General features: G+C 55.6%; 22 protein-coding genes. 1 reads left to right on the top strand and 21 read right to left on the bottom strand.

Annotated features, from left to right (window positions below; translation table 11 throughout):
* Nucleotides 1–3: 3 nt before the first annotated feature.
* From sdhD to pspA, 15 genes are all read right to left on the bottom strand, one after another.
* Entirely contained in the window at nucleotides 4–387 is a 384-nt protein-coding gene (sdhD, locus tag TH30_RS03500; RefSeq protein WP_114096663.1) for a succinate dehydrogenase, hydrophobic membrane anchor protein, read from the bottom strand.
* 27 nt (nucleotides 388–414) lie between these two features.
* Nucleotides 415–795 carry a succinate dehydrogenase, cytochrome b556 subunit gene (sdhC, locus tag TH30_RS03495; protein ID WP_114096662.1) on the bottom strand — a complete coding sequence of 127 codons (381 nt, stop codon included), beginning with the start codon at nucleotides 793–795 and terminating at the stop codon, nucleotides 415–417.
* 424 nt (nucleotides 796–1219) lie between these two features.
* Nucleotides 1220–2269, bottom strand: a complete 1050-nt coding sequence (locus TH30_RS03490) for a MaoC family dehydratase (protein ID WP_114096661.1) — start codon at nucleotides 2267–2269, stop codon at nucleotides 1220–1222.
* A 111-nt stretch (nucleotides 2270–2380) separates the two neighbouring features.
* On the bottom strand, nucleotides 2381–3259 hold the full coding sequence (locus TH30_RS03485) for an HpcH/HpaI aldolase/citrate lyase family protein (RefSeq protein WP_114096660.1): 879 nt from the start codon (nucleotides 3257–3259) through the stop codon (nucleotides 2381–2383).
* Between the two features lie 125 nt (nucleotides 3260–3384).
* Nucleotides 3385–4296, bottom strand: coding sequence for an efflux RND transporter periplasmic adaptor subunit (locus tag TH30_RS03480; RefSeq protein WP_114096659.1), 912 nt, complete (start codon nucleotides 4294–4296; stop codon nucleotides 3385–3387).
* 8 nt (nucleotides 4297–4304) lie between these two features.
* Nucleotides 4305–4508: a DUF1656 domain-containing protein gene (locus tag TH30_RS03475; RefSeq protein WP_114096658.1), complete on the bottom strand. Its 204-nt coding sequence runs from the start codon at nucleotides 4506–4508 to the stop codon at nucleotides 4305–4307.
* Nucleotides 4505–6601: an FUSC family protein gene (locus tag TH30_RS03470; protein WP_114096657.1), complete on the bottom strand. Its 2097-nt coding sequence runs from the start codon at nucleotides 6599–6601 to the stop codon at nucleotides 4505–4507. Before TH30_RS03470 ends, TH30_RS03475 begins: the two co-directional genes overlap by 4 nt.
* 3 nt (nucleotides 6602–6604) lie before the next feature.
* On the bottom strand, nucleotides 6605–7072 hold the full coding sequence (locus TH30_RS03465) for a MarR family winged helix-turn-helix transcriptional regulator (protein WP_114096656.1): 468 nt from the start codon (nucleotides 7070–7072) through the stop codon (nucleotides 6605–6607).
* Between the two features lie 125 nt (nucleotides 7073–7197).
* Complete coding sequence (locus TH30_RS03460; protein WP_258548591.1) at nucleotides 7198–8349, bottom strand: serine hydrolase domain-containing protein; 1152 nt, start codon at nucleotides 8347–8349, stop codon at nucleotides 7198–7200.
* A 40-nt stretch (nucleotides 8350–8389) separates the two neighbouring features.
* Nucleotides 8390–8746, bottom strand: coding sequence for a hypothetical protein (locus TH30_RS03455; protein WP_114096655.1), 357 nt, complete (start codon nucleotides 8744–8746; stop codon nucleotides 8390–8392).
* Between the two features lie 20 nt (nucleotides 8747–8766).
* The gene (locus TH30_RS03450; RefSeq protein ID WP_114096654.1) at nucleotides 8767–9330 is read right to left on the bottom strand and encodes an EndoU domain-containing protein; all 564 of its coding nucleotides are present in this window, start codon (nucleotides 9328–9330) and stop codon (nucleotides 8767–8769) included.
* Nucleotides 9331–9362: 32 nt separating this feature from the next.
* Nucleotides 9363–10739 (bottom strand): ATP-binding protein, encoded by a 1377-nt coding sequence (locus tag TH30_RS03445; protein ID WP_114096653.1) that lies wholly within the window; start codon nucleotides 10737–10739, stop codon nucleotides 9363–9365.
* Nucleotides 10740–11003: 264 nt separating this feature from the next.
* A complete protein-coding gene (locus TH30_RS03435) occupies nucleotides 11004–11576 on the bottom strand; it encodes a hypothetical protein (RefSeq protein ID WP_258548590.1) in 573 nt (190 codons plus the stop codon).
* Nucleotides 11573–11821 (bottom strand): envelope stress response membrane protein PspB, encoded by a 249-nt coding sequence (pspB, locus tag TH30_RS03430; protein WP_114096651.1) that lies wholly within the window; start codon nucleotides 11819–11821, stop codon nucleotides 11573–11575. The genes TH30_RS03435 and pspB overlap by 4 nt, the downstream gene beginning before the upstream one ends.
* A 55-nt stretch (nucleotides 11822–11876) precedes the next feature.
* The gene (gene pspA / locus TH30_RS03425) at nucleotides 11877–12542 is read right to left on the bottom strand and encodes a phage shock protein PspA (RefSeq protein ID WP_114096650.1); all 666 of its coding nucleotides are present in this window, start codon (nucleotides 12540–12542) and stop codon (nucleotides 11877–11879) included.
* Nucleotides 12543–12710: 168 nt separating this feature from the next.
* On the opposite strand from pspA, the gene pspF reads away from it, so the two are divergent.
* A complete protein-coding gene (gene pspF / locus TH30_RS03420; RefSeq protein ID WP_114096649.1) occupies nucleotides 12711–13712 on the top strand; it encodes a phage shock protein operon transcriptional activator in 1002 nt (333 codons plus the stop codon).
* Nucleotides 13713–13747: 35 nt separating this feature from the next.
* On the opposite strand, the gene TH30_RS03415 is transcribed toward pspF, so the two are convergent.
* The 6 genes from TH30_RS03415 to TH30_RS03390 all read right to left on the bottom strand — a co-directional run bounded on the left by TH30_RS03415 (nucleotide 13748) and on the right by TH30_RS03390 (nucleotide 19721).
* Nucleotides 13748–14881 (bottom strand): acyl-CoA dehydrogenase, encoded by a 1134-nt coding sequence (locus TH30_RS03415; RefSeq protein ID WP_114096648.1) that lies wholly within the window; start codon nucleotides 14879–14881, stop codon nucleotides 13748–13750.
* Between the two features lie 77 nt (nucleotides 14882–14958).
* Nucleotides 14959–15579, bottom strand: a complete 621-nt coding sequence (locus tag TH30_RS03410; RefSeq protein ID WP_114096647.1) for a carbonic anhydrase — start codon at nucleotides 15577–15579, stop codon at nucleotides 14959–14961.
* A 263-nt stretch (nucleotides 15580–15842) separates the two neighbouring features.
* Nucleotides 15843–16154: a P-II family nitrogen regulator gene (locus TH30_RS03405; RefSeq protein ID WP_114096646.1), complete on the bottom strand. Its 312-nt coding sequence runs from the start codon at nucleotides 16152–16154 to the stop codon at nucleotides 15843–15845.
* A 4-nt stretch (nucleotides 16155–16158) separates the two neighbouring features.
* The gene (locus TH30_RS03400; protein WP_114096645.1) at nucleotides 16159–17133 is read right to left on the bottom strand and encodes a sodium-dependent bicarbonate transport family permease; all 975 of its coding nucleotides are present in this window, start codon (nucleotides 17131–17133) and stop codon (nucleotides 16159–16161) included.
* 159 nt (nucleotides 17134–17292) lie between these two features.
* Nucleotides 17293–18480, bottom strand: coding sequence for an acetyl-CoA C-acyltransferase (locus TH30_RS03395; protein WP_114096644.1), 1188 nt, complete (start codon nucleotides 18478–18480; stop codon nucleotides 17293–17295).
* Between the two features lie 68 nt (nucleotides 18481–18548).
* Nucleotides 18549–19721: an isovaleryl-CoA dehydrogenase gene (locus TH30_RS03390; protein WP_114096643.1), complete on the bottom strand. Its 1173-nt coding sequence runs from the start codon at nucleotides 19719–19721 to the stop codon at nucleotides 18549–18551.
* Between the last annotated feature and the right edge of the window lie 42 nt (nucleotides 19722–19763).

Genomic DNA, 19763 nt, shown 5'->3' with positions numbered 1-19763 from the left:
GGCTCAGGCTCCGGCAAAAACGATACGCAGGACTGATACGATGGCTGCCACAGACAGGAAGGCTGCGACGGCTTTGATCAGCATCAGCGAAATCACTTCTGCTTTACGGTTATGCACATAATCTTCGATCACGACCTGCAGGCCATGCGTGAAATGCACAGCAACGCTGACGATCATCAGGATCATCATGGTCGAATGGAAGTACGAGCTCAACCAGGCGTGAACGGCATCATAATCGGCCGTGTGCCCTGCAAGAATCGAAAGAATGAACCAGATACCGAGCGGAAGGTTTGCAGCAGCGGTTACGCGCTGGGTCCACCAGTGCGAAGAGCCACTTTTAGCAGAACCGAGACCGCGAACACGGCCTAGATCGGATTGCATCTTCATGACAAGTTTGTCCCCTCTTGCCCGGCCTTAGGCCAGACCGATGATCCAGGTGATGATGGTCAGCACAACTGCCGCGCCAAGGACGATCGGGTTGCCTTTGGCGGCACCCTCATTCGTCAGGCCGCGACCAGTATCCCAGACAAGGTGACGGATACCGTTGCAAGCGTGGTAATAAAACGCCGCTGTCCAACCGAACAGCAGCAGCAGACCAAACCACGAGGTGAAAAATCCGTGATAGCCGTTAAAGGCTTCACGACCAGCGCCGGCACCAATCAGCCAGGACGCCAAAAATACGAAACCAATGGCAAGGCCGACACCCATCGCACGGAACGTGATGGACATCTTTGCCGTCATCGGAAGCCGGTACACCTGCAAGTGCGGAGACAGCGGCCGATTGGCTTTGCTCATAGCGGAATTGCCTCTTCTCAAAGTAGCTGGCGGGAAAGCAGGGTTTATTTACCCATGCAGCGGGTTTGAGTCAATCTGAACCCCTTTAAAATCCAAAGAATTCAGAACCAAAACGCCGTTTTGCCTCCGTTAAACTACGTAGGTTGACCTCTCAGACGCCGTAAACGCCCTGCGGGAAGGGCATGATGTGTGACACAGGATCACGCATCAGACGTGTGTACGACGTAACGTGGATTTAGCAATCGCACAATTAGACCTTCTTACGCAAGGAAACTGCCCCTGGATCGGGTCTATTTTATTGCAAACACATATGGATGCACGAACGCCCGATCAAGATCAGCACGCCCGACGCAGCGAAATTAGCCCCGACATCACAAACGAACGGTTAAGCAAGCGCGCATGCCAGGATCGCGCAACGCCCCGATCAACGCGGCATCAGAACCGTATAGTCGAAATCAAGCAGCACATCAGGATGATATTTCCCGTCCCCGGTACGCAGCGGAAAATCGCTTGCTTGCCGGTCACGCACCGCCACAAGACGCAGACGCAACGCACCAAGATCGCGACGCCCGGGCAGTTCGAATTTCCCCAGCACTTCGGACCAGGCAAAGACCGTATTCCCGGCAAAGGCCGGATTGGCATGCGTCCCGGCATTGATCGCGGCAATCCTGAAGGCATTGCCAAGCCCGTTAAATGAAAGCGCGCGCGCCAGCGAAATGATATGGCCGCCATAAATCAGGCGCTTACCAAACCGGCCGTCATTTGCTGCGATCTGATCGAAATGGACCTTGGCGGTATTTTGATAGAGTCGCGTGGCAATCTGATGCTCGGATTCTTCAAGCGTCATACCATCGACATGGTCGATTTTTTCACCGACATAATAGTCATCCCAACGATGCGGTGACCCGGCCAGCCGGGTTTCATAGGATGTCATATCCAGACCAACCGGAATCTGGAATGCCTCGGGGGCGACCACACCGGGCAGTTCGGGCAAAACGGCTTGCGGTGCCGGGGCTGCTTCATCGCGTTTGCGCACCATGACCCAGCGATTGTAATCCAGAACCATCTCGCCGCGCTGATTGCGCCCGACCGAATTGACATAGACAACACCGGTCTTACCGTTGGAATTCTCTTTAAGCCCCGTCACGGTCGAAACCGACGTGACCGTATCGCCCGGATAAACCGGTACGCCAAACACACCCCCGGCATAGCCAAGATTGGCCACCGCATTGAGCGACACATCAGGCACGGTTTTGCCAAACACCATGTGAAAGGCCAGAAGGTCATCAACCGGGGCTGACCGGAACCCGATGGCGCGCGCAAATTCATCAGACGACTGCACTGCAAAACGCGGCCCGTAAAGCCCGGTATAAAGCGCGACATCACCGCTTGTGATCGTGCGCGGGGTCGCGTGGCGGATTTCCTGTCCGATCTGGAAATCCTCAAAGTAATTTCCCGGATTGGTCTTTGACATTCCTGGGCCTCCCTGAAAGGCGAAAGTTCCTTGAAGTTCCGGTTCGCGCCGCCTTGCTGGTCTTTGTCGACCTGTTTTCTTTATCGGGCGCGAACCCCGGATATCCTGCGCTTAGGCAGCGTCCATTTCTGCAATCAGATCGGCCATCACCACCAGCTTCTTGGCCGATACAACATGCAGGTTTTCAATCAGCTTGCCATCCACCACGACAACGCCCTTGCCTTCGGCAGCCGCTTCTTCATGGGCAGCAATGATCTTGCGGGCCCAGGCGATTTCGCTTTCGGCCGGGGCAAAGGCCGCATTGGCTGATGCAATGGTTTTGGGATGGATCAGGGTTTTGCCATCAAAGCCAAGCTCGCGCCCCTGTCTGCAGGATGCGTCAAACCCGTCATCATCGGACAGATCAAGATGCACACCATCAAGGATCGCCAATCCGTAGGCCCGTGCCGCCAACAGGCAAAGACCAAGGCTTGTGATCATCGGCAAACGGTCTGGCGTATGCGCACAGTTCAAATCCTTGGCCAGATCGGATGTCCCCATCACAAACCCGCCCAGACGCGGATGCGCACCGGCAATTTCCTTGGCATTGAGCATCGCAAGCGGCGTTTCCATCATGCACCAGATGGTCATGCCTTCATGCGCACCTTCGGCCTCCATGATATTGGCGACCTGACGGACGGTATCGGCACTTTCGACCTTGGGAAGCAGGATGGCATCGGCGGCGGTTTTTGATGCCGCCACAATATCGGCATAACCCCACGGGGTGTTCAGGCCATTGGTTCTGATCTGGATTTCACGTTTGCCATAGCCGCCTTCGGCAAGGGCAGCGACAATCTGATCGCGCGCCACATCCTTGGCATCAGGCGCAACCGCATCCTCAAGATCAAGAATAAGACCATCCGCCGGAAGGCTCCTGCCCTTTTCAAGGGCACGGGCATTCGATCCCGGCATATAAAGAACAGAACGGCGCGGACGTGGGGCAGCAGCCATCAGGTTTCTCCCGTTTGATAATATTCGTTCAATATTTCAGTTTAATTTTTACGAAAATTACCCAAACTTGTTTTGCACTGCAAGTCACTTTTTGCACTGCATCATGACAAAATCCCGGCCCGCCCTCAGAACAGTAGACCGACATTAAGCCCGCTGCCGCCATGTGAGGCATCCTGATCAATCGTCACAACCGCACTGCGCCCGGCCACCAGCTTTACGCCTTCGGGTATGTGATCAAGGGCAACACGCACTGGCACACGCTGGGCCAGACGGACCCAGCTAAAGGTTGGTTTGACCTGTGCCAGTCCGGCGGAACTGCCTGAGCGTTCACTGTCCTGAATGCCGCTTGCGATGCTGACAACATGGCCGTCAATCGGGCGGTCCTCGCCCATCAGACTGACTTTTACACGATCCCCGATGGCAATGCGCGGCAGCTTGTTTTCTTCGAAATAACCCGCAACATAGAACGAGCTGCTATCGACAAGGGCGGCAATCGCGGTCCCGACACCAACATAGTTACCCGGACGCAACGAGAAGTTGGTCACGATCCCGTTGACCGGGGCAACAACACTTGTCCGCGACAGGTTAAGCTGCGCCAGATCAAGGTCCGCCTTGGCCAGATCAAGATCGGCCTGCGCGGTTGCAAGGCTGGTTTTGACCTGTTCCTTTTTCTGGATCGAGACAACATCACTATCAAGGCCACTATAACGTTTGACTTCACGGGCAGCCTGATCGCGGGCAGCCTTGGCACTTTCATGTTTGGCGCGCGCCTGATCGACCGCGACCTGATAGCGGCCTGCATCTATGGTAAACAGAATGTCGCCTGCCTTGACCTGCTGGTTATCTGATACCTTCACCTCGGCGACCAGACCTGCAATATCAGGCGCGATCGAGACAACATCCGCACTGACACGCCCGTCACGGGTCCAGGGTTCGTTCATATAGTAATCATAAAGATGCACACCGCCTGCGACGGCCGCAACAACCAGGACAAGCGTGAAACCGGCACGCAGGGTTTTGGTTATGATGGTTTTCATATCGTCACCTATTGAATAAAAAGCGCCGAAAATCCGGTCAGGATCAGCACATAAAGCGCAAGGTCGGTAAGCGCAGGATGAACGGTTATCTTGTAAAAACCGATCCGCGTCAGACCGATACGGGCCACAGAAAGACAGGCCCATGCTGCCAGTGCCAGACCCAGCAATGCCGGGACAAACAGGCCATAGATATTAAGGGTCGGAGTGATCATGCGATTTCTCCCATTCTTGGGGACAGGGACGTGGTCGAAGCCACCTGCCCTGCCATGCGATCAAGCGTCGGCGCATCCGTTTTCGAAAGCATCCGGCGCAGCGCGACAAGCGGGATCAACAGTTTCTGACGTTGGGTTGCGTCGACCAGGTCATTGGCAAGACGCAGAATGCTATCAACCTCGGACAAAATCCTGGGGTCCGGGGCGCGGTCGAAATCATCAAACCGGGCTTCGAAATGCCGCGCGATATTGCGCAACAGAACGTCAAGCCGCGCCCTGATCATCGGATCAACAAACAGCCGGATACGACGCAGATCATAAAGACTTGCCGCAATCGAGACTTCCGGCATCACCCGGATCAGGGTTTCACGCTGGCTTGCCGCCATCGCAAGACGCGGCAGGATCAATCCCTGACGGTCCAGAAGACGGCGGATCATCACCATACGCGCAATATTCAACGTCCCGCGGGCAATCCCGGCAATATCGCGCCAGTTGGCATGGACCAGACCACGGATAAAGCTATCCACCGGCACCACGCGTACAAAGGCTGTAACAATTGCCGCAACCCCGAAGCCTGCCAGCGACGCAATCCCACCGCCCAGCAGTAATGAAACATCACTGCTATAGGCCGTATCGACATTCAGGATCATCACCACATTGACCAGCATCGCCAGACCAAAACCATAGGTCTGCTGCGTTGCCATCAGCACACCAAGCAAGATGAAGTAAGGTGCAAATGCCATTACCAGCAACGCAAAGCCGTCAATACCGGGCAGGATGACAAGGCTATAGACCAGCACCACTGCCACCGCCAAAGCGGTATAGCGAATGAAGCCCTTAAGGGCCGACACCGGGTTATCAAGAAACGACATGATGCTGGAACCAACAGCCGCCATCATGGCGGCCGTAGCCCCGCTTGGCCAACCCGACAGGATCCAGAAACCACAGACAATCAATGTTGCGATAACCGCCGTCAGGCCACTGCGAAAGGCTGCGTCATAATCCCGGTGCAATGCCCCGGCGCGCGCACTTTCCTGCCAGCGATCCAGAACATCTGCCGGAACATCACCGGCGCGAATACCATCCCAAAGGGTACGGCAATCATCATGAAAATCGATCAGACGATGCAGCCGGTTGGCAAGATTGATCTGAAGCAGCCCGGCCCAGTCCCGCGATCCCGCAACCCGGTCGGCAAAGGCATCAATTTCGCGATGAAGCTGCCAGATACGGGCGCGATCATGGGTCGGGGCGGAAATATGGGCCGAAATACCCGCAAGGATGCCTTTGACATCGTCGGGCAGATCGCCCTGTTCGGTCTTGAGCGCCACCAGCCGGTCATGAATGGCATATAAAACCGGCAACAATGCCGCGACCACACTTTGCAGCGCCTGCAACTGGCGGGTCCGTCCTGAAAAACCGGATTTCTCATAGCCAAGATGCAGGGCCAGACCATGCAACTCGCCAAGGTCAGCCGCAATGCGTGCGCGGTCATTTTGCAATGCCTCTGCATCGGTTTGGGGATCAAAGCTCTGATCGGCAAGCTTGGCGACATCGCCCATCCAGCCATCAATACGCGCGGCAATCACCGGCCCGATATGACGGGGGAAAACGGTGTGGCTGACCACGGTGGCACAGACGATGCCAAGGCTGATTTCCTGAAAACGGGCAATCGCGGTTGCAAACACCGCTGTCGGATCGCCAACACATGGAAAGCCGACAATGGCCGCCGTGTACCCTGCCAGCATGAAAACATAGCTGCGCGGTGTACGATCCAGACGCGACAGGAACAGACATCCCCCGACCCAGATCGCCAGAACCAGTGACAACAGGATCGGCGCACTGACAAGATTGGGAACAAGGACCACAGCCGCAACCGCACCAAGAACGGTGCCCAGCACGCGGTAGATCGCCTTGGAGGCCAGAACACCTGACAGCGGATGGGCAACAATATAAACCGTCGCCATCGCCCAGACCGGACGGTCAAAATCAAAGGCAAGTGCGATATAAAGGGCCAGGATCGATGCGGCAAAGGTCTTGACCGAAAACAGCCAGTCCGATGCCTTGGGCCGCAGTGAAAGGATCGTGCCTAACATGCGTCATCCTCCCTGCGGCACCTTGTCGCGCAGTGCCAGCTGATCAAGCAGCGCACGCATGACATCAAGTGTGATGCCCAGATTTTCCGATGGAATATTGGCCGTCAACTCCCCGCGCAGCTCGCCCAGCAATTTTTCAATCTCGGCGGCTTTCTGCTTTCCATCCTCGGTCAGGGCCACCATTTTCGCCCGACGATCGGTCGGATCGCAAACACGCGAAATCAGACCATCACGTTCAAGCTGATCAATCACCCGGACAAGTGACGGACCTTCGACACCGATTTCCTCGGCAATGATGCCCTGGCGCACCGCACCGCGGCTGCGATGCAGAACAATCAGCGGCATGACCATCGTTTGTGACAAGCCATGGGCAACAAGCGTGCGGTTGACTTCGCGCTGCCAGCAACGGGCCACACGCATCAGCGCACTGCCAAGGGTCAGATAAGGGGTTTCAAGGTCAATGTTTTCCATGACCCGGATGATAACAGAAAATTAGATAGGATTCTAACTATTATCATTCTATCAGTTATGCAACACAGTCATGGCTTGCCCTGTGCAACAGGCACAGCACATTTAACCACTTGAATTAAAATGATTTAATTCCTGGGATTACCGAAAATGCCGGTCATGAGAAGCCCCGTAACATTGGGCACCTCGTTCAGGGCCCGCCCGTTTGACAGGAACACCACCACCGTATCCTGATCGGGGAACCATGAAAATTCGGCGGAATAACCAAAATAAATCCCGTCATGCCCCCAGACCGGACCCCAGTCGCTTGACCCGATCATCAACCCATAGCCATAAGACCCGCTTCCGGCAAAGGCCGTATCGGTCGTGGCACGTTTAAGGGCATTTGGCCCCAGCAAGACCCCGTCGACAAACAGGGCACGGGCAAATTTCACCATATCCCCGGCGGTCGAAATCACCCCGCCATCAGCAAGCTGATCACCAACATCATAATCGGTCACATCTTCAAGTTTGCCATCACCATTGGCATCATCAAAGCCATGCGCCAGAAGATCCGGGCGCGGAAACCGGCCAAAGGATGTATTGGCCATTTCGGCGGGCTCAAAGATGCGGCGGTTAAACACGCGCTCGATATGGTCCCCCTCGACCGCCTCGATCATCACGCCAAGCAAAATGAAATTGCTGTTTGACGGCGCATAGCTTTTTCCCGGCTCGAAATAGGCATCCCGATCCGCCATCAGGGCCAGAACATCCTTGTTGCGCCAGCCATGCTGGGGATCGCGCCCGACCAGCTGGAAAAAGAACTCGCCATCCAGATAATCAGGAATGCCCGAACTGTTGCGCAAAAGATCGCGAATGGTTGCCCTGTCCGCATTGGCAATCCGGCCCTGATATTCCTTGGGCAACCATTTGCCGATGGTATCGGCCAGATCAATGCGCTTTTCCGATGCCAGTTGCAGGGTCACAACCGCTGTCATCATCTTGGTCAGCGAGCCGATATAAAACTGCCGATCCACGGTCATGCCGATATCGGGCGCCACGGTCGCATAGCCACTTGCCGCATAGCGCACCTGTCCGGTGCCATAGCCGATACCAATCACCCCGCCGGGCAAACCGGCATGTTCAAGATATTGATGCAGGAAAATTTCAAGCGTATCAGCCGGATTCTTGCCGCGATCCTGCGCTTCTTGCGCATCGGCAAATACAGGCACCCCGATCATCAGGACCATTGCGGCAAACCCGGCAATCGCGCGTTGCGCGCGCGCAAATGCCCGACCCATATGCCCGGTCCCCTTGATCCCTCTCATTCGCCCTATCGCTCTAAGCATCCCGATCCATCTTTGCAATCCATGCCACAAGGGCGGCTTTCAAATCCCCGGTTTGCACCGAAATACTGTCTTCGCATTCGCCTTCTTCTGGCCCGTCATGGCTTGCGGCGATCTCGCAACGGGTTTTACCCACAGTGAGGATATGGGCATTCATCGCCATTTCCCAACCACTTGACGCGCCCGACATCACGTCTTCGACCTCGCCAAGCACCCGCCTTGCCCATTGCGGCGCATTCTGGATATCAAGCACGATCAATGCGGCAATCCGGTCATGACCGGCATCACCGGCCTTGCGCCCCGGCCAGTCGGGCACCATTGGCATCGGCAAACGGTCGTTTTGTGTGCTCATCCTTTGATCCCCTGTCGCCCCTACCGCAACGGAAAGGCCGTGTTGATCCGGCCATCGCGCAGCAACCCTATGGCAATCGTGAATGTCTGGTCGGGATCATCCCCGACACAGAAAATCTCATGCGCCCCGTTTGTGTCCGGGCGGTTCGGGCCACATTGCCACCAGCCGGGCGATCCGGCCGGACAATCCATACGATTGGCATGGGCATGCAGGATCGATGTCACGATCTGATCGTGCGAACAGCTATCGGGAAAGATGCTGGAAAATTTAACCGGCTCGCGGCCGGACAGACTGGCAAAACGGACCATCCCGGCATAGATGCCATTGTCATTGGCAGGCTGGGTGATCTCGATCCCGGTAATCGAGGGGGGATTGATCCCGTTTGGCCGCGCATGAAACCCCGACGCCTTGCCGTTTGATTTCACTTCGCCGCAAAACACATGATCAAGATTGATCGCCGGGTCCGTCTTGCTCCAGTGCGGATTGCTCGGGCAAAGCTGCCCTGCCCCGGCACCATCTTGCAAGATGACCAGAAACAGCATGGCCATCATCAAACCCGTGATCTGGCGACCTGAAATCAGCATGGTAACAGCCCCTCGCCCGGTTAAATGCCTTTTCAAAGCTGCGAGAATTCAAGCCCGATCCGCAGCGCAAGCACACTGGCGGGCTCAAAGCGCATCGGCACCCCGCCAAGCTTGCCCCCGTGCCATTGCGCCTTGGTCAGAACAAACGCGCCCAACGGCAAGGGATGGCTGCCCCGGAAATTCACCAGTGCACGGATTTCCTTGGGCTTCCTGATTGCCTCATCGCGCCACAGGCAATGATAGGCAAAAAGCGGCGTTCCCGACCGGCGATCAAGGAACACAAATGGCACCTCGTAATGGCCCCAGCGCGCGTAATAAAGGCTTTCCATCCCGACACTGGATGTCAAAAACTGGGTCTGGATTGCGGTTTCGGCCAGCCGGGTAATGGTTGCACTATCGGATGCCCGTCCGCCAATCAGGCCACTGCGCAATCCCGGATGGATCAGATGGACCTTGAACGCCACCGCACGCTGGAACGGTTTGGCATCCTGGTCCACCCGTTCAAGGCGCCGGACCAGCCAGGCACTTTCAAGATATTCAAGGTAGCGGCGCAACGTGTTTTTCGCGATATCAAGCTCACGCGCCAATGTCTCGATCGAAAATTCCGACCCGGTATTATAAGCCAAAAGCGCAAAAAGCCGATGCAGGTCCGACGGGCTTGAAATGCCATGCAGCCCGGGCAAATCGGAATGAAGCGATCGGTGAATGGCCCCGGCTTCGCCATTGGCATCGTGGAAGCCGCCTTCATTGATGTAATCTTCAAACAGGTCATTAAGCGCGATAAGCCCGTCTGGCACATCGGCAGTATAGCGCCCGACATTGGGCGTTTCGGGCAAAACATCGCTGGGCGCAATGCCCTTTTGTTCAAGATATTCGGCAAAACTGAAGGGCGGCAAAAACAGGCTTTGAATATGTCCGGCACTGCCTGCACCGGGTGCCAGCGCACTGACCGCAACAACGCGCAACATCGGATCAGCGACAATAAGGCGCGCAAGGCGATCTTCCCAATCGCGCTGATAGGACACCTCGTCAATAAACAGCCATAATGGATGATCGGCCGAAATCCCGCGCATGGATCGCAAAAGCTTTGGCAGACGCGGCAGATCAATTTCAAGAAACAGCGGATGTTCAAGCGAGATATAGCAAACATGACGGCGCGGGGTGTCGGCATTCAAAAGGGCCGCCACTGCCTGACGCATCATCACGGTTTTTCCAACCCCGCGCGGGCCGGTCAGAACCACGGCCTTTTGCCCGTCATGCTTTTCAAGCGCCAACCAGAACCGCTTGAAAAAGGCGCGCTGCGGAAGTCCCTGCACCAGATCATCGGTCACACCATCCCACCATGGATTATCCAGCACCAGTCTGTGCAGAAAATCCTGTTCTCCCGGATGCTCGATCATGGTCGCCATGTGCAATTCCCCAAAAGCCACGCCCGAATATATGGGCATTTTTCCCGACTTTGCCGGGAAAACCTTTAAATTAGGTATAGCGATAAACGCTATTTGGGGAATTTTCCGCAACGAACTGCAAATAAAAGAAAAACCGGACCACACAAGTGATCCGGTTTTCTGTTTGACGGCGATTTCATACCGTTAGGGTCGAAACCCTGACGCGAGGGGGGATTGGGGAAAGCTGAAACCGCCGTCAATCTTTTGAACCTTCAGAACAAGGGATCAGGCCCTTGGTACGTCGGGTTTATCTGCATCATCATCGTCCTTTTTGGCCGCTTCCGATGCATCATCCTTTTTCATCTTTGCCAGTTCAGAGGCGACGTCATAATCGCCAGACGCCACAAACCCCTCCATCGAACCGGTGCGACGTTCCAGATCATCAAACTGCGCGCGCAGTTCTTCCATCCAGCTTTCTTCGTAATCAACACCCACAGTCGGATTGTCATTTACGTCCTCGCCTTTGGTCGCACGGGCTTGTGCCTGATAACGGCGCGATGACCCGCGCAACTTGCCGCGCAATCCGTCAAACCATTCCGGGTGATGCACATAGGCCCACGCAAGGCCAAACAACAGCAAACCAACCGGGAAACTGAAAATCAGGATCAGAATAAACGCAGCCAGAACACCCTTGCGCGGAATACCAAATGCTTCGGAAATTCCCCGTGTGGTACGGCCGATCACGCCATGACACTTTTTGCCTTCGTGACTGTGGTTTGCGAACCGGCATCCACCATGCGAGCGCTTCTTGTGACCGCGCTCAAATCCGTTTCCGGCAGCAGCTTGCTGGGCAGTCATATCCTGTTCCTCCATTCGGCAACCTCGGCATCTAACAGGCGTTCAAGTGTTTCGACACGGGATTCAAGCTTCTCTGCCCGTTTTTTGAGCCCCGCTACCATTTCCTGTTCACGGGCAATCTGTTCCGGGCTTTGTGCGCGCTGCTCTGCCTTAATCCGCTTCCAGACCGTGATGTAATGAAACACCACCCAGACCGGGCCAACAACGGCAACGAATACAATCAAGGGTACGGCAATCGCCCACATATCTGACAGCTTTTTCCTGGTGCTGGCTTATGCGCCGAAACACATAAACCGATGATTATTTATCTTTCTTCACACGTGCCTTGAGTTCCTTGAGATCATCCTCGATCCCGAGCTCGGCCTCAAGGTCTTCGAACTGTTCTTCAAGGCTCTGCCCGCGACCAAGGTCCCAGGAGTCTGCACTTGCTTCAAGCTCGTCAATCCGGCGTTCCATCTGCTCATAGCGCAGCAGGGCCTCGTCGATCTGACCGGAATGAAGCTTCTCTTTCATTTTTACACGCTTTTCGGCCGTCTGCATGCGGATTTCGACCGTACGCTGCTTGCCCTTGGCTTCATTCAGCTTGTTCTGCAGCTTGTTCAGATCCTCGTCAAATTTGCCAAGGGTCTCTTCAATCACTTCAAGCTCGCGCTCAAGAACAAGGCTCTGATCGGCCAGACGACGGCGCGCCATCAGTGCCCCCTTGGCAAGATCATCACGGCCCTTGGACACCGCAAACTCTGCCTTGGTGTCCCATTCAACCTGACCGTCATGAAGCTTCTTGAGCTTGCGCTCAACTTCTTTCTTGTCAGCAATCGCCTTGACCGCAGCCGAACGAACTTCGACCAGGGTATCTTCCATTTCCTGAATCATCAGGCGCACCATTTTCTCCGGATCTTCGGCACGATCCAGAAGCGCGTTGATGTTGGCATTTACGATATCGGACAAACGCGAAAACACGCCCATTGTCTGATCTCCTTGATTAATCGGGGGACGCAAAAATTCTGTTCTCTCTATTTCAAAAGCCGTGCCAGTTTTGAAATGCATTAAAATCAATAACTTACAAATTCCTCGCTTTGGAATATTACTTTTATCGCGACATTAATAGCGTTTTTCGATAACGTTTTTCGCGAAATGGATAATTTGCAACCCATTCTGGGCGAAGACCCCGTTTTCCTGGCGGCCCTTGAACATGTTTCGCGTCTGGCGCCGATTGACCGGCCATGCCTTGTTATTGGCGAACGCGGCTCGGGCAAGGAACTGATAGCGGCCCGCCTGCATTACCTGTCACGTCGCTGGGGCGGCCCGCTGGTCAAGGTCAATTGCGCCGCCCTGTCCGAGACCCTGCTTGATACCGAATTGTTTGGTCACGAAGCCGGGGCCTTTACAGGAGCAACCAAACGCCATATCGGGCGCTTTGAACGCGCGCACGGCGGCACCATCATTCTTGATGAAATCGCCACTGCCAGCCCGGTGGTTCAGGAAAAGCTTCTGCGGGTTGTCGAATATGGCGAGATCGAACGTGTTGGCGGATCAGACGTCATTGATGTCGACACAAGGGTCATTGGTGTGACAAATGAAAATCTGCGCGAACTGGCCAAAACCGGGAAGTTCCGCGCCGATCTGCTTGATCGTCTGGCCTTTGACGTCATCGCCGTACCACCGCTCCGCCAAAGGTCTGATGATATATTATTGCTCGCCGAACAGTTCGCGCTCGATATGACCAAACGCCTTGGCCGCACGGTTTTCGCGGGTTTCTCCCGTCCTGCCGCCGAACAGCTTTTGCGTTACGACTGGCCGGGCAATATCCGTGAACTGCGCAACGCGGTCGAACGCAGCATCTATTTGGCCGAGGACGAAGAAACGCCGCTTGCCACCATCACCCTTGATCCGTTTGACGGCATCTGGACCGAGACTGACCGCGAAACGCCGACATCCGAAACAGATATCGACCTTCCGGAACCAGACCCGAATGTTGATTTCAAAACGCAGGTCGCCAAATTCGAAATCAGGCTGCTGAAACAGGCCCTTGCCAGAAACGCCAATAACCAAACCGAAGCCGCCAAAGCACTTGATCTGAACTATCACCAGTTCCGCCGGTTACTGGAAAAGCACGACCTGATACCCGCAAAGTAACCCAACCAAGGACCAGCGGGATAGCGGCCCTACCCTTAATCTGCCAACGACCGTGCAATCACCATGCGCTGAATGTCGGATGTACCTTCGTAAATCTGACAAACCCTCACATCCCGGTAAATACGTTCGACCGGGAAGTCTTTAAGATAGCCATAGCCACCGTGAATCTGGATCGCGGCCGAGCAGACTTCCTCGGCGATTTCGGATGCAAACATCTTGGCCATGCAGGCCTCGGTCAGACAGGGTTTGTGATCATCGCGCAGCTCGGCCGCCCGATGGACCAGAAGCCGTGCGGCATCGATCTTGGTTGCCATATCGGCAAGACGGAATGCCACGGCCTGATGTTCGATGATCTTTTTGCCGAATGTTTCGCGTTCATTGGCGTAATCGCGCGCGGCTTCAAACGCCGCACGCGCCATGCCGACCGACTGGGCCGCAATACCGATACGCCCGCCTTCAAGATTGGCCAGCGCGATTTTATAGCCCTGCCCTTCTTCACCCAGCATATTTTCGCCGGGCACCCGGCATTCGACAAAGGTGATCTGGCAGGTATCCGATGCGTTTTGGCCCAGCTTTTCCTCAACCCGTGACACCACATAGCCCGGTGTGTCGGTTGGCACGATAAAGGCCGAAATGCCCCGCTTGCCCGCATCCGGGTCAGTCACGGCAAAGACTATTGCCAAATCGCCCTCGGAACCCGAGGTGATGAATTGCTTGGATCCGTTGATGATCCAGTCATTGCCATCACGCACGGCACGTGTCTTGAGCGCACTGGCATCCGATCCGGCCTGCGGTTCGGTCAGGCAGAACGCCCCGATCTTTTCGCCCTGCGCCATCGGGACCAGGAATTTCTGTTTCTGTTCTTCGGTACCGAATTTCAGGATCGGCATACAGCCGACCGAATTATGCACCGACATGATGGTGGACGTGGCCCCGTCACCGGCGGCAATTTCTTCGAGCGCCAGGGCATAGGCGACATGATCCATGCCCGCCCCGCCATATTCATCAGGGACCAGCATGCCCAGAAAGCCAAGCTCGCCCAGCCCGGCAATGGCCTCGGCCGGGAAGGTATGATGGGCATCCCATTTTGCGGCATTGGGTTTGAGTTCATTTTCGGCGAACTCGCGCGCGGTATCGCGCACCATGATCTGATGTTCTTCCAACCGCATGGCGGCACTCCTCCCATTTGGGCGATGCACCGGCCATGCGATCAGATCAGATTTTGATCCCGTGGATCAGGCCGGGCTTATTCTTCGCCCTGAACAAACTTGTCCTGTTTTGCGTCGAAACGCCACAGGATGCCTTCTTTCATGCCGTACCACCAACCATGCAGGTTGAGATCGCCGGCCTCGACCCGTTCCTTGATGAACGGGAACGTCATCAGGTTTTCAAGCGAATTACGGATCGAATGACGCGACACCTTGTCAACATCCGGTCCGTGATGCAGGCAGCATTTCGCCATGCTGACCCATTCACCGATAAAGTCGCGCTCCGGCACCTTGCCAGCCTCGCCATGCTCGACCAGCGCCTGAATACCACCACAGGCCGAATGCCCCAGAATGACGATATCCTTGACCTTGAGATCACGAACCGCGAATTCGATTGCCGCCGACGTGCCGTGATAGTTTTCATCGGGCTCATAGGGCGGCACAAGGTTTGCGACGTTACGCACCACAAACATCTCGCCCGGTTCTGCATTGGTCAGGATGGCCGGATCGACACGAGAATCCGAACATGCAATCAGCAGAACTTCCGGCCTCTGACCCATATTGACCAGATCTTCCACCCGTTCAGGACGCTGTTCGTAATACATCGCCTTGAAGCTTTTAAACCCGGCAAGCATCCGGTCGACTGTCGGTTTGGACATCAGCGAATTCCCTTATCCTCGTCAATCACTCTGGCGACAAAATAAGGTGAATTCGCACAAGTTGGTAGTTCTCATTTGATCCAATTTGAATCGCTCTAAACAACCTGTTTTCGCGTCCGCAACCAGTGTGCAACATGCCTTCCTGAACCTTGCGCAACAGGCAACGGCACAGCATCATGCCCAAGCAGCCCGTAAACACCCCTGATCAAAACTCTGCCTGTTTCGGAAATCCCTCCCCGATTATTTGGTCAAAAGCGCTGGAACTAGAAGCGATCTGCGCGCAGAACCTGACAATCACTGATCGCGACAACGCCGATATGACGGTCAACCACCTCAAAGGCGGCTTCGAGCATGGCGTCAAGTTTCTCGGCACGGATGATACAAACAACCTGCACCATGCCGCCACCGCGCGTCACGGTGTCATCGCGGCGCCAACTCCCCGAACGCCCCGAACCACCAAGAACGGGCAGAACCGAATATCCGGTCACCCCTGCCCCCTCAAGCGCCTGACGCAACCTGCTTTCCATAATGGCCTCGATAATGATCGCCACGCGCTTGGCATCATGTTTTTCCATATTTTCAGCCTCCGTGAATAGCGCTGGCCATCGCAAGGTAAAGCGGAATGCCAAGCGTCAGGTTGAAGGGGAAGGTGACGCCAAGCGACAGCGTAAGATAGACAGACGGATTGGCTTCGGGCAGGGCCACACGCATGGCAGCTGGAACAGCTATGTAGCTGGCCGACGCCGCCAGCACCATCATAAGCACGGCACCACCAAGCGACAGGCCGATCATCAGGGCAAAGGCCAGACCAAGGCAGGAACCGATCACCGGCATCAAAACTCCGAACGCCAGCGGCCCCGGGCGCAAGACCGCCCGCCCCTGTTTGAGCCCACGCCCCGCAACCAATCCCATATCAAGCAGAAACAGACAAAGGACACCCTGAAATGGCGAGACAATCAGGGCTTCGATCTTGGCCATGCCTTCGGCCCCGGTGATCCAGCCGATCACAAAGCTGCCCACCAGAAGAACGATGGAGCCGTTAAGCAGGATTTCGCGGATCAGTGTTGCGTCCATCCGGCCCTTGCCACCCGATGATACAAGCCACAGTGCCGAGAAAATCGCAGGCGCTTCCATCGCCGCGGCAACCGCAACCATATAGCCCTCAGCAGCGATCCCGGAACTTTGAAGAACGGAGGTCGCGGCAACAAAGGTCACAATCGAGATCGAACCATAATGCCCGGCAACTGCTGCCGCATCAGTCCGGCTGAGTTGCGATATCCATCGCAACAGGGCAAAGGCAATAAAGGGCAGCACAAAGGAAAGGATGACGCCTGCCATCAGTGACATGCCCAGTGTCAGATCGATGCCGTTGTTTGATACCGCGACACCGCCCTTAAAGCCGATCGCAAACAGCAGATAAAGGGAGATCCCCTTGGCTACGGCTTCGGGGATTGTCAGATCGGATCGTGCGAGGGCGGCAAATACCCCCAGAACGAAGAAAAGCACGATGGGCGACAAAAGGTTCTGCGCCGCCAAGCTCAGCACGTCTTGCATGGCTGTTCCTTACGTATGAAAACCCGATGCATCGCAAGCAGAACCGATCTTGCAGCTGAGCCTGCGATAAAATCGCGATCCCGATAACAGAATCGCGATTTTATGTCACCCGAAAGGCCTATGATCCTCAATCTTCTGTTTGATCTGGTTCACATCTGCTCAAAGAAGCTCAACCGCCACAGCAGTTGCTTCGCCCCCACCGATGCAAAGCGACGCAACACCCTTGGTCCCGCCATGGGTTTTAAGGGCATGGATCAGGGTGACCAGCAACCGCGCACCGGTTGCGCCAATCGGATGACCCAGCGCACAGGCACCGCCATGCACATTGACCTTGCCGTGATCAAGCTCCAGATCACGCATGGCCGCCATGGCAACAACCGCAAAGGCCTCGTTGATTTCCCAAAGATCGACATCGTCCTTCGACCAGCCTGCCTTTGCCAGCACCTTCTTGATTGAATCAATCGGGGCCGTCGTGAACCAGCACGGTTCCTGGGCATGGGTCGCCTGACCAACAATCTTTGCAAGCGGCTTGAGCCCGCGTTTTTCGGCTTCAGACGCGCGCATCATGACAAGGGCGGCTGCACCATCGGAAATTGATGCGGAATGGGCTGCTGTGACCGTGCCATCCTTGGCGAAAGCCGGACGCAGGGTCGGGATTTTTTCCGGCTTGGCTTTTGGCGGCTGTTCGTCGGCATCAATCGTCACTTCGCCCTTGCGGGTGGTGAAGCTTACCGGGGTGATTTCATCGGCAAAATAACCGGCAGTGGCCGCATTCTGCGCCCGGGTCAGCGAGGTGACGGCATAATCATCCTGGGCTTCGCGGGTAAAGCCGTATTTTTCGGCTGTCGCCTCGGCAAAGGTGCCCATGGAACGGCCTTTTTCATAGGCATCTTCAAGCCCATCAAGCGCCATGTGATCATAGACCATGTCATGACCATATTTATGACCGGACCGCATTTTCGGCAAAAGGAACGGCGCATTGGTCATGCTTTCCATGCCACCAACCACCATGACGTCGGCACCACCGGCAACCAGCGCGTCATGGGCAAACATCACGGCTTTCATGCCTGATCCGCACATCTTGTTGATCGTGGTTGCACCGGCCGACCGCGGAATGCCGGCATTCCATGCGGCCTGACGCGCCGGTGCCTGCCCCTGACCAGCAGGAAGCACGTTCCCCATGATGACTTCATCAATGTCATCAGGCGAAACACCGCCGCGCTCAAGCGCTGCTTTAATCGCAACACCGCCAAGTTCGGCGGCAGTCACAGTGGCGAAGTCACCCTGCAAACCGCCCATGGCGGTACGGGCGCACGATACGATAACAATCGGATCAGAAGTGGTCATGATGGGGGTCCTTGAAGTCTTTCGGGGGATCTTTGACTTGAATATGTGAGGCCGGGGTAAAACCGCAATTACGCGGTTTCACCAAACAGTTCACGGCCAATCAGCATACGGCGGATTTCGCTCGTACCGGCGCCGATTTCATAAAGCTTGGCATCACGCAGCAACCGGCCCGTCGGATATTCGTTGATATAGCCATTGCCGCCAAGGGTCTGAATGGCTTCAAGCGCCATCCAGGTGGCCTTTTCCGCCGCGTAAAGGATCACACCAGCCGCATCCTTGCGCGATGTTTCACCGCGATCACAGGCTTTGGCGACCTCATAGACATAAGCGCGGCAGGCATTCATGGTCGTATACATATCGGCGATCTTGCCCTGCATCAACTGGAACTCGCCAATCGCCTTGCCGAACTGTTTGCGTTCATGGATATAGGGCACAACCACATCCATGCAGGCCCGCATGATCCCGGTCGGGCCAGCAGCCAGAACTGCACGTTCGTAGTCAAGGCCGCTCATCAGAACGCGCACGCCGCCATGCAGCTGACCCAGGATATTTTCTTCGGGCACTTCGCAATCTTCAAACACCAGCTCGCAGGTGTTTGAGCCCCGCATGCCCAGCTTGTCGAGCTTTTGCGCAGTCGAGAAACCCTTGAAGGTCTTTTCAATGATAAAGGCCGTAATGCCCTTGGGACCGGCATCAAGATCGGTTTTGGCATAAACCACCAGCGTGTCGGCATCCGGGCCGTTGGTGATCCACATCTTGTTGCCATTGAGGATGAAACGATCCCCCTTTTTCTCAGCGCGAAGCTTCATGGATACAACGTCCGAACCAGCCCCCGGCTCGCTCATCGCAAGTGCGCCGATATGTTCACCGCTGATCAATTTGGGCAGATATTTGGCCTTTTGTTCGGCCGTGGCGTTGCGCTTGATCTGGTTGACGCAAAGGTTGGAATGCGCGCCGTAAGAAAGGGCAACCGAGGCAGAAGCACGGCTGATTTCTTCCATGGCGATCACATGTTCAAGATAACCAAGGCCGGTACCGCCATCTTCTTCGGGAACGGTCATGCCCAGAAGACCCAGATCACCGAATTTGCGCCACAAATCATTGGGGAACTGGTTGGTTTGATCGATCTCGGCAGCGCGCGGGGCGATTTCGGCCTCGGCAAATGAGGAAACGGTTTCGCGGATCGCATCTGCGGTCTCGCCAAGATCAAATTTCAATCCGGGAAATTCGAAAAATGCCATGGTGACGTTCCTGCCCTGACTAGGTTTGATTATTAAGTAAAA

It is taken from the genome of Thalassospira profundimaris, assembly GCF_003326795.1.
Lineage (GTDB): Bacteria > Pseudomonadota > Alphaproteobacteria > Rhodospirillales > Thalassospiraceae > Thalassospira > Thalassospira profundimaris_C.
The sequence above is the reverse complement of the archived record's forward strand: the minus strand, read 5'-3'. Positions and strand labels throughout refer to the sequence as shown.

What these genes read in the sequence shown, in the direction of transcription:
- sdhD (WP_114096663.1), bottom strand. Translation starts at nt 387, where the DNA reads ATGAAGATGCAATCCGATCTAGGCCGTGTTCGCGGTCTCGGTTCTGCT.
- sdhC (WP_114096662.1), bottom strand. Translation starts at nt 795, where the DNA reads ATGAGCAAAGCCAATCGGCCGCTGTCTCCGCACTTGCAGGTGTACCGG.
- TH30_RS03490 (WP_114096661.1), bottom strand. Translation starts at nt 2,269, where the DNA reads ATGTCAAAGACCAATCCGGGAAATTACTTTGAGGATTTCCAGATCGGA.
- TH30_RS03485 (WP_114096660.1), bottom strand. Translation starts at nt 3,259, where the DNA reads ATGGCTGCTGCCCCACGTCCGCGCCGTTCTGTTCTTTATATGCCGGGA.
- TH30_RS03480 (WP_114096659.1), bottom strand. Translation starts at nt 4,296, where the DNA reads ATGAAAACCATCATAACCAAAACCCTGCGTGCCGGTTTCACGCTTGTC.
- TH30_RS03475 (WP_114096658.1), bottom strand. Translation starts at nt 4,508, where the DNA reads ATGATCACTCCGACCCTTAATATCTATGGCCTGTTTGTCCCGGCATTG.
- TH30_RS03470 (WP_114096657.1), bottom strand. Translation starts at nt 6,601, where the DNA reads ATGTTAGGCACGATCCTTTCACTGCGGCCCAAGGCATCGGACTGGCTG.
- TH30_RS03465 (WP_114096656.1), bottom strand. Translation starts at nt 7,072, where the DNA reads ATGGAAAACATTGACCTTGAAACCCCTTATCTGACCCTTGGCAGTGCG.
- TH30_RS03460 (WP_258548591.1), bottom strand. Translation starts at nt 8,349, where the DNA reads ATGGGTCGGGCATTTGCGCGCGCGCAACGCGCGATTGCCGGGTTTGCC.
- TH30_RS03455 (WP_114096655.1), bottom strand. Translation starts at nt 8,746, where the DNA reads ATGAGCACACAAAACGACCGTTTGCCGATGCCAATGGTGCCCGACTGG.
- TH30_RS03450 (WP_114096654.1), bottom strand. Translation starts at nt 9,330, where the DNA reads ATGCTGATTTCAGGTCGCCAGATCACGGGTTTGATGATGGCCATGCTG.
- TH30_RS03445 (WP_114096653.1), bottom strand. Translation starts at nt 10,739, where the DNA reads ATGGCGACCATGATCGAGCATCCGGGAGAACAGGATTTTCTGCACAGA.
- TH30_RS03435 (WP_258548590.1), bottom strand. Translation starts at nt 11,576, where the DNA reads ATGACTGCCCAGCAAGCTGCTGCCGGAAACGGATTTGAGCGCGGTCAC.
- pspB (WP_114096651.1), bottom strand. Translation starts at nt 11,821, where the DNA reads ATGTGGGCGATTGCCGTACCCTTGATTGTATTCGTTGCCGTTGTTGGC.
- pspA (WP_114096650.1), bottom strand. Translation starts at nt 12,542, where the DNA reads ATGGGCGTGTTTTCGCGTTTGTCCGATATCGTAAATGCCAACATCAAC.
- pspF (WP_114096649.1), top strand. Translation starts at nt 12,711, where the DNA reads ATGGATAATTTGCAACCCATTCTGGGCGAAGACCCCGTTTTCCTGGCG.
- TH30_RS03415 (WP_114096648.1), bottom strand. Translation starts at nt 14,881, where the DNA reads ATGCGGTTGGAAGAACATCAGATCATGGTGCGCGATACCGCGCGCGAG.
- TH30_RS03410 (WP_114096647.1), bottom strand. Translation starts at nt 15,579, where the DNA reads ATGTCCAAACCGACAGTCGACCGGATGCTTGCCGGGTTTAAAAGCTTC.
- TH30_RS03405 (WP_114096646.1), bottom strand. Translation starts at nt 16,154, where the DNA reads ATGGAAAAACATGATGCCAAGCGCGTGGCGATCATTATCGAGGCCATT.
- TH30_RS03400 (WP_114096645.1), bottom strand. Translation starts at nt 17,133, where the DNA reads ATGCAAGACGTGCTGAGCTTGGCGGCGCAGAACCTTTTGTCGCCCATC.
- TH30_RS03395 (WP_114096644.1), bottom strand. Translation starts at nt 18,480, where the DNA reads ATGACCACTTCTGATCCGATTGTTATCGTATCGTGCGCCCGTACCGCC.
- TH30_RS03390 (WP_114096643.1), bottom strand. Translation starts at nt 19,721, where the DNA reads ATGGCATTTTTCGAATTTCCCGGATTGAAATTTGATCTTGGCGAGACC.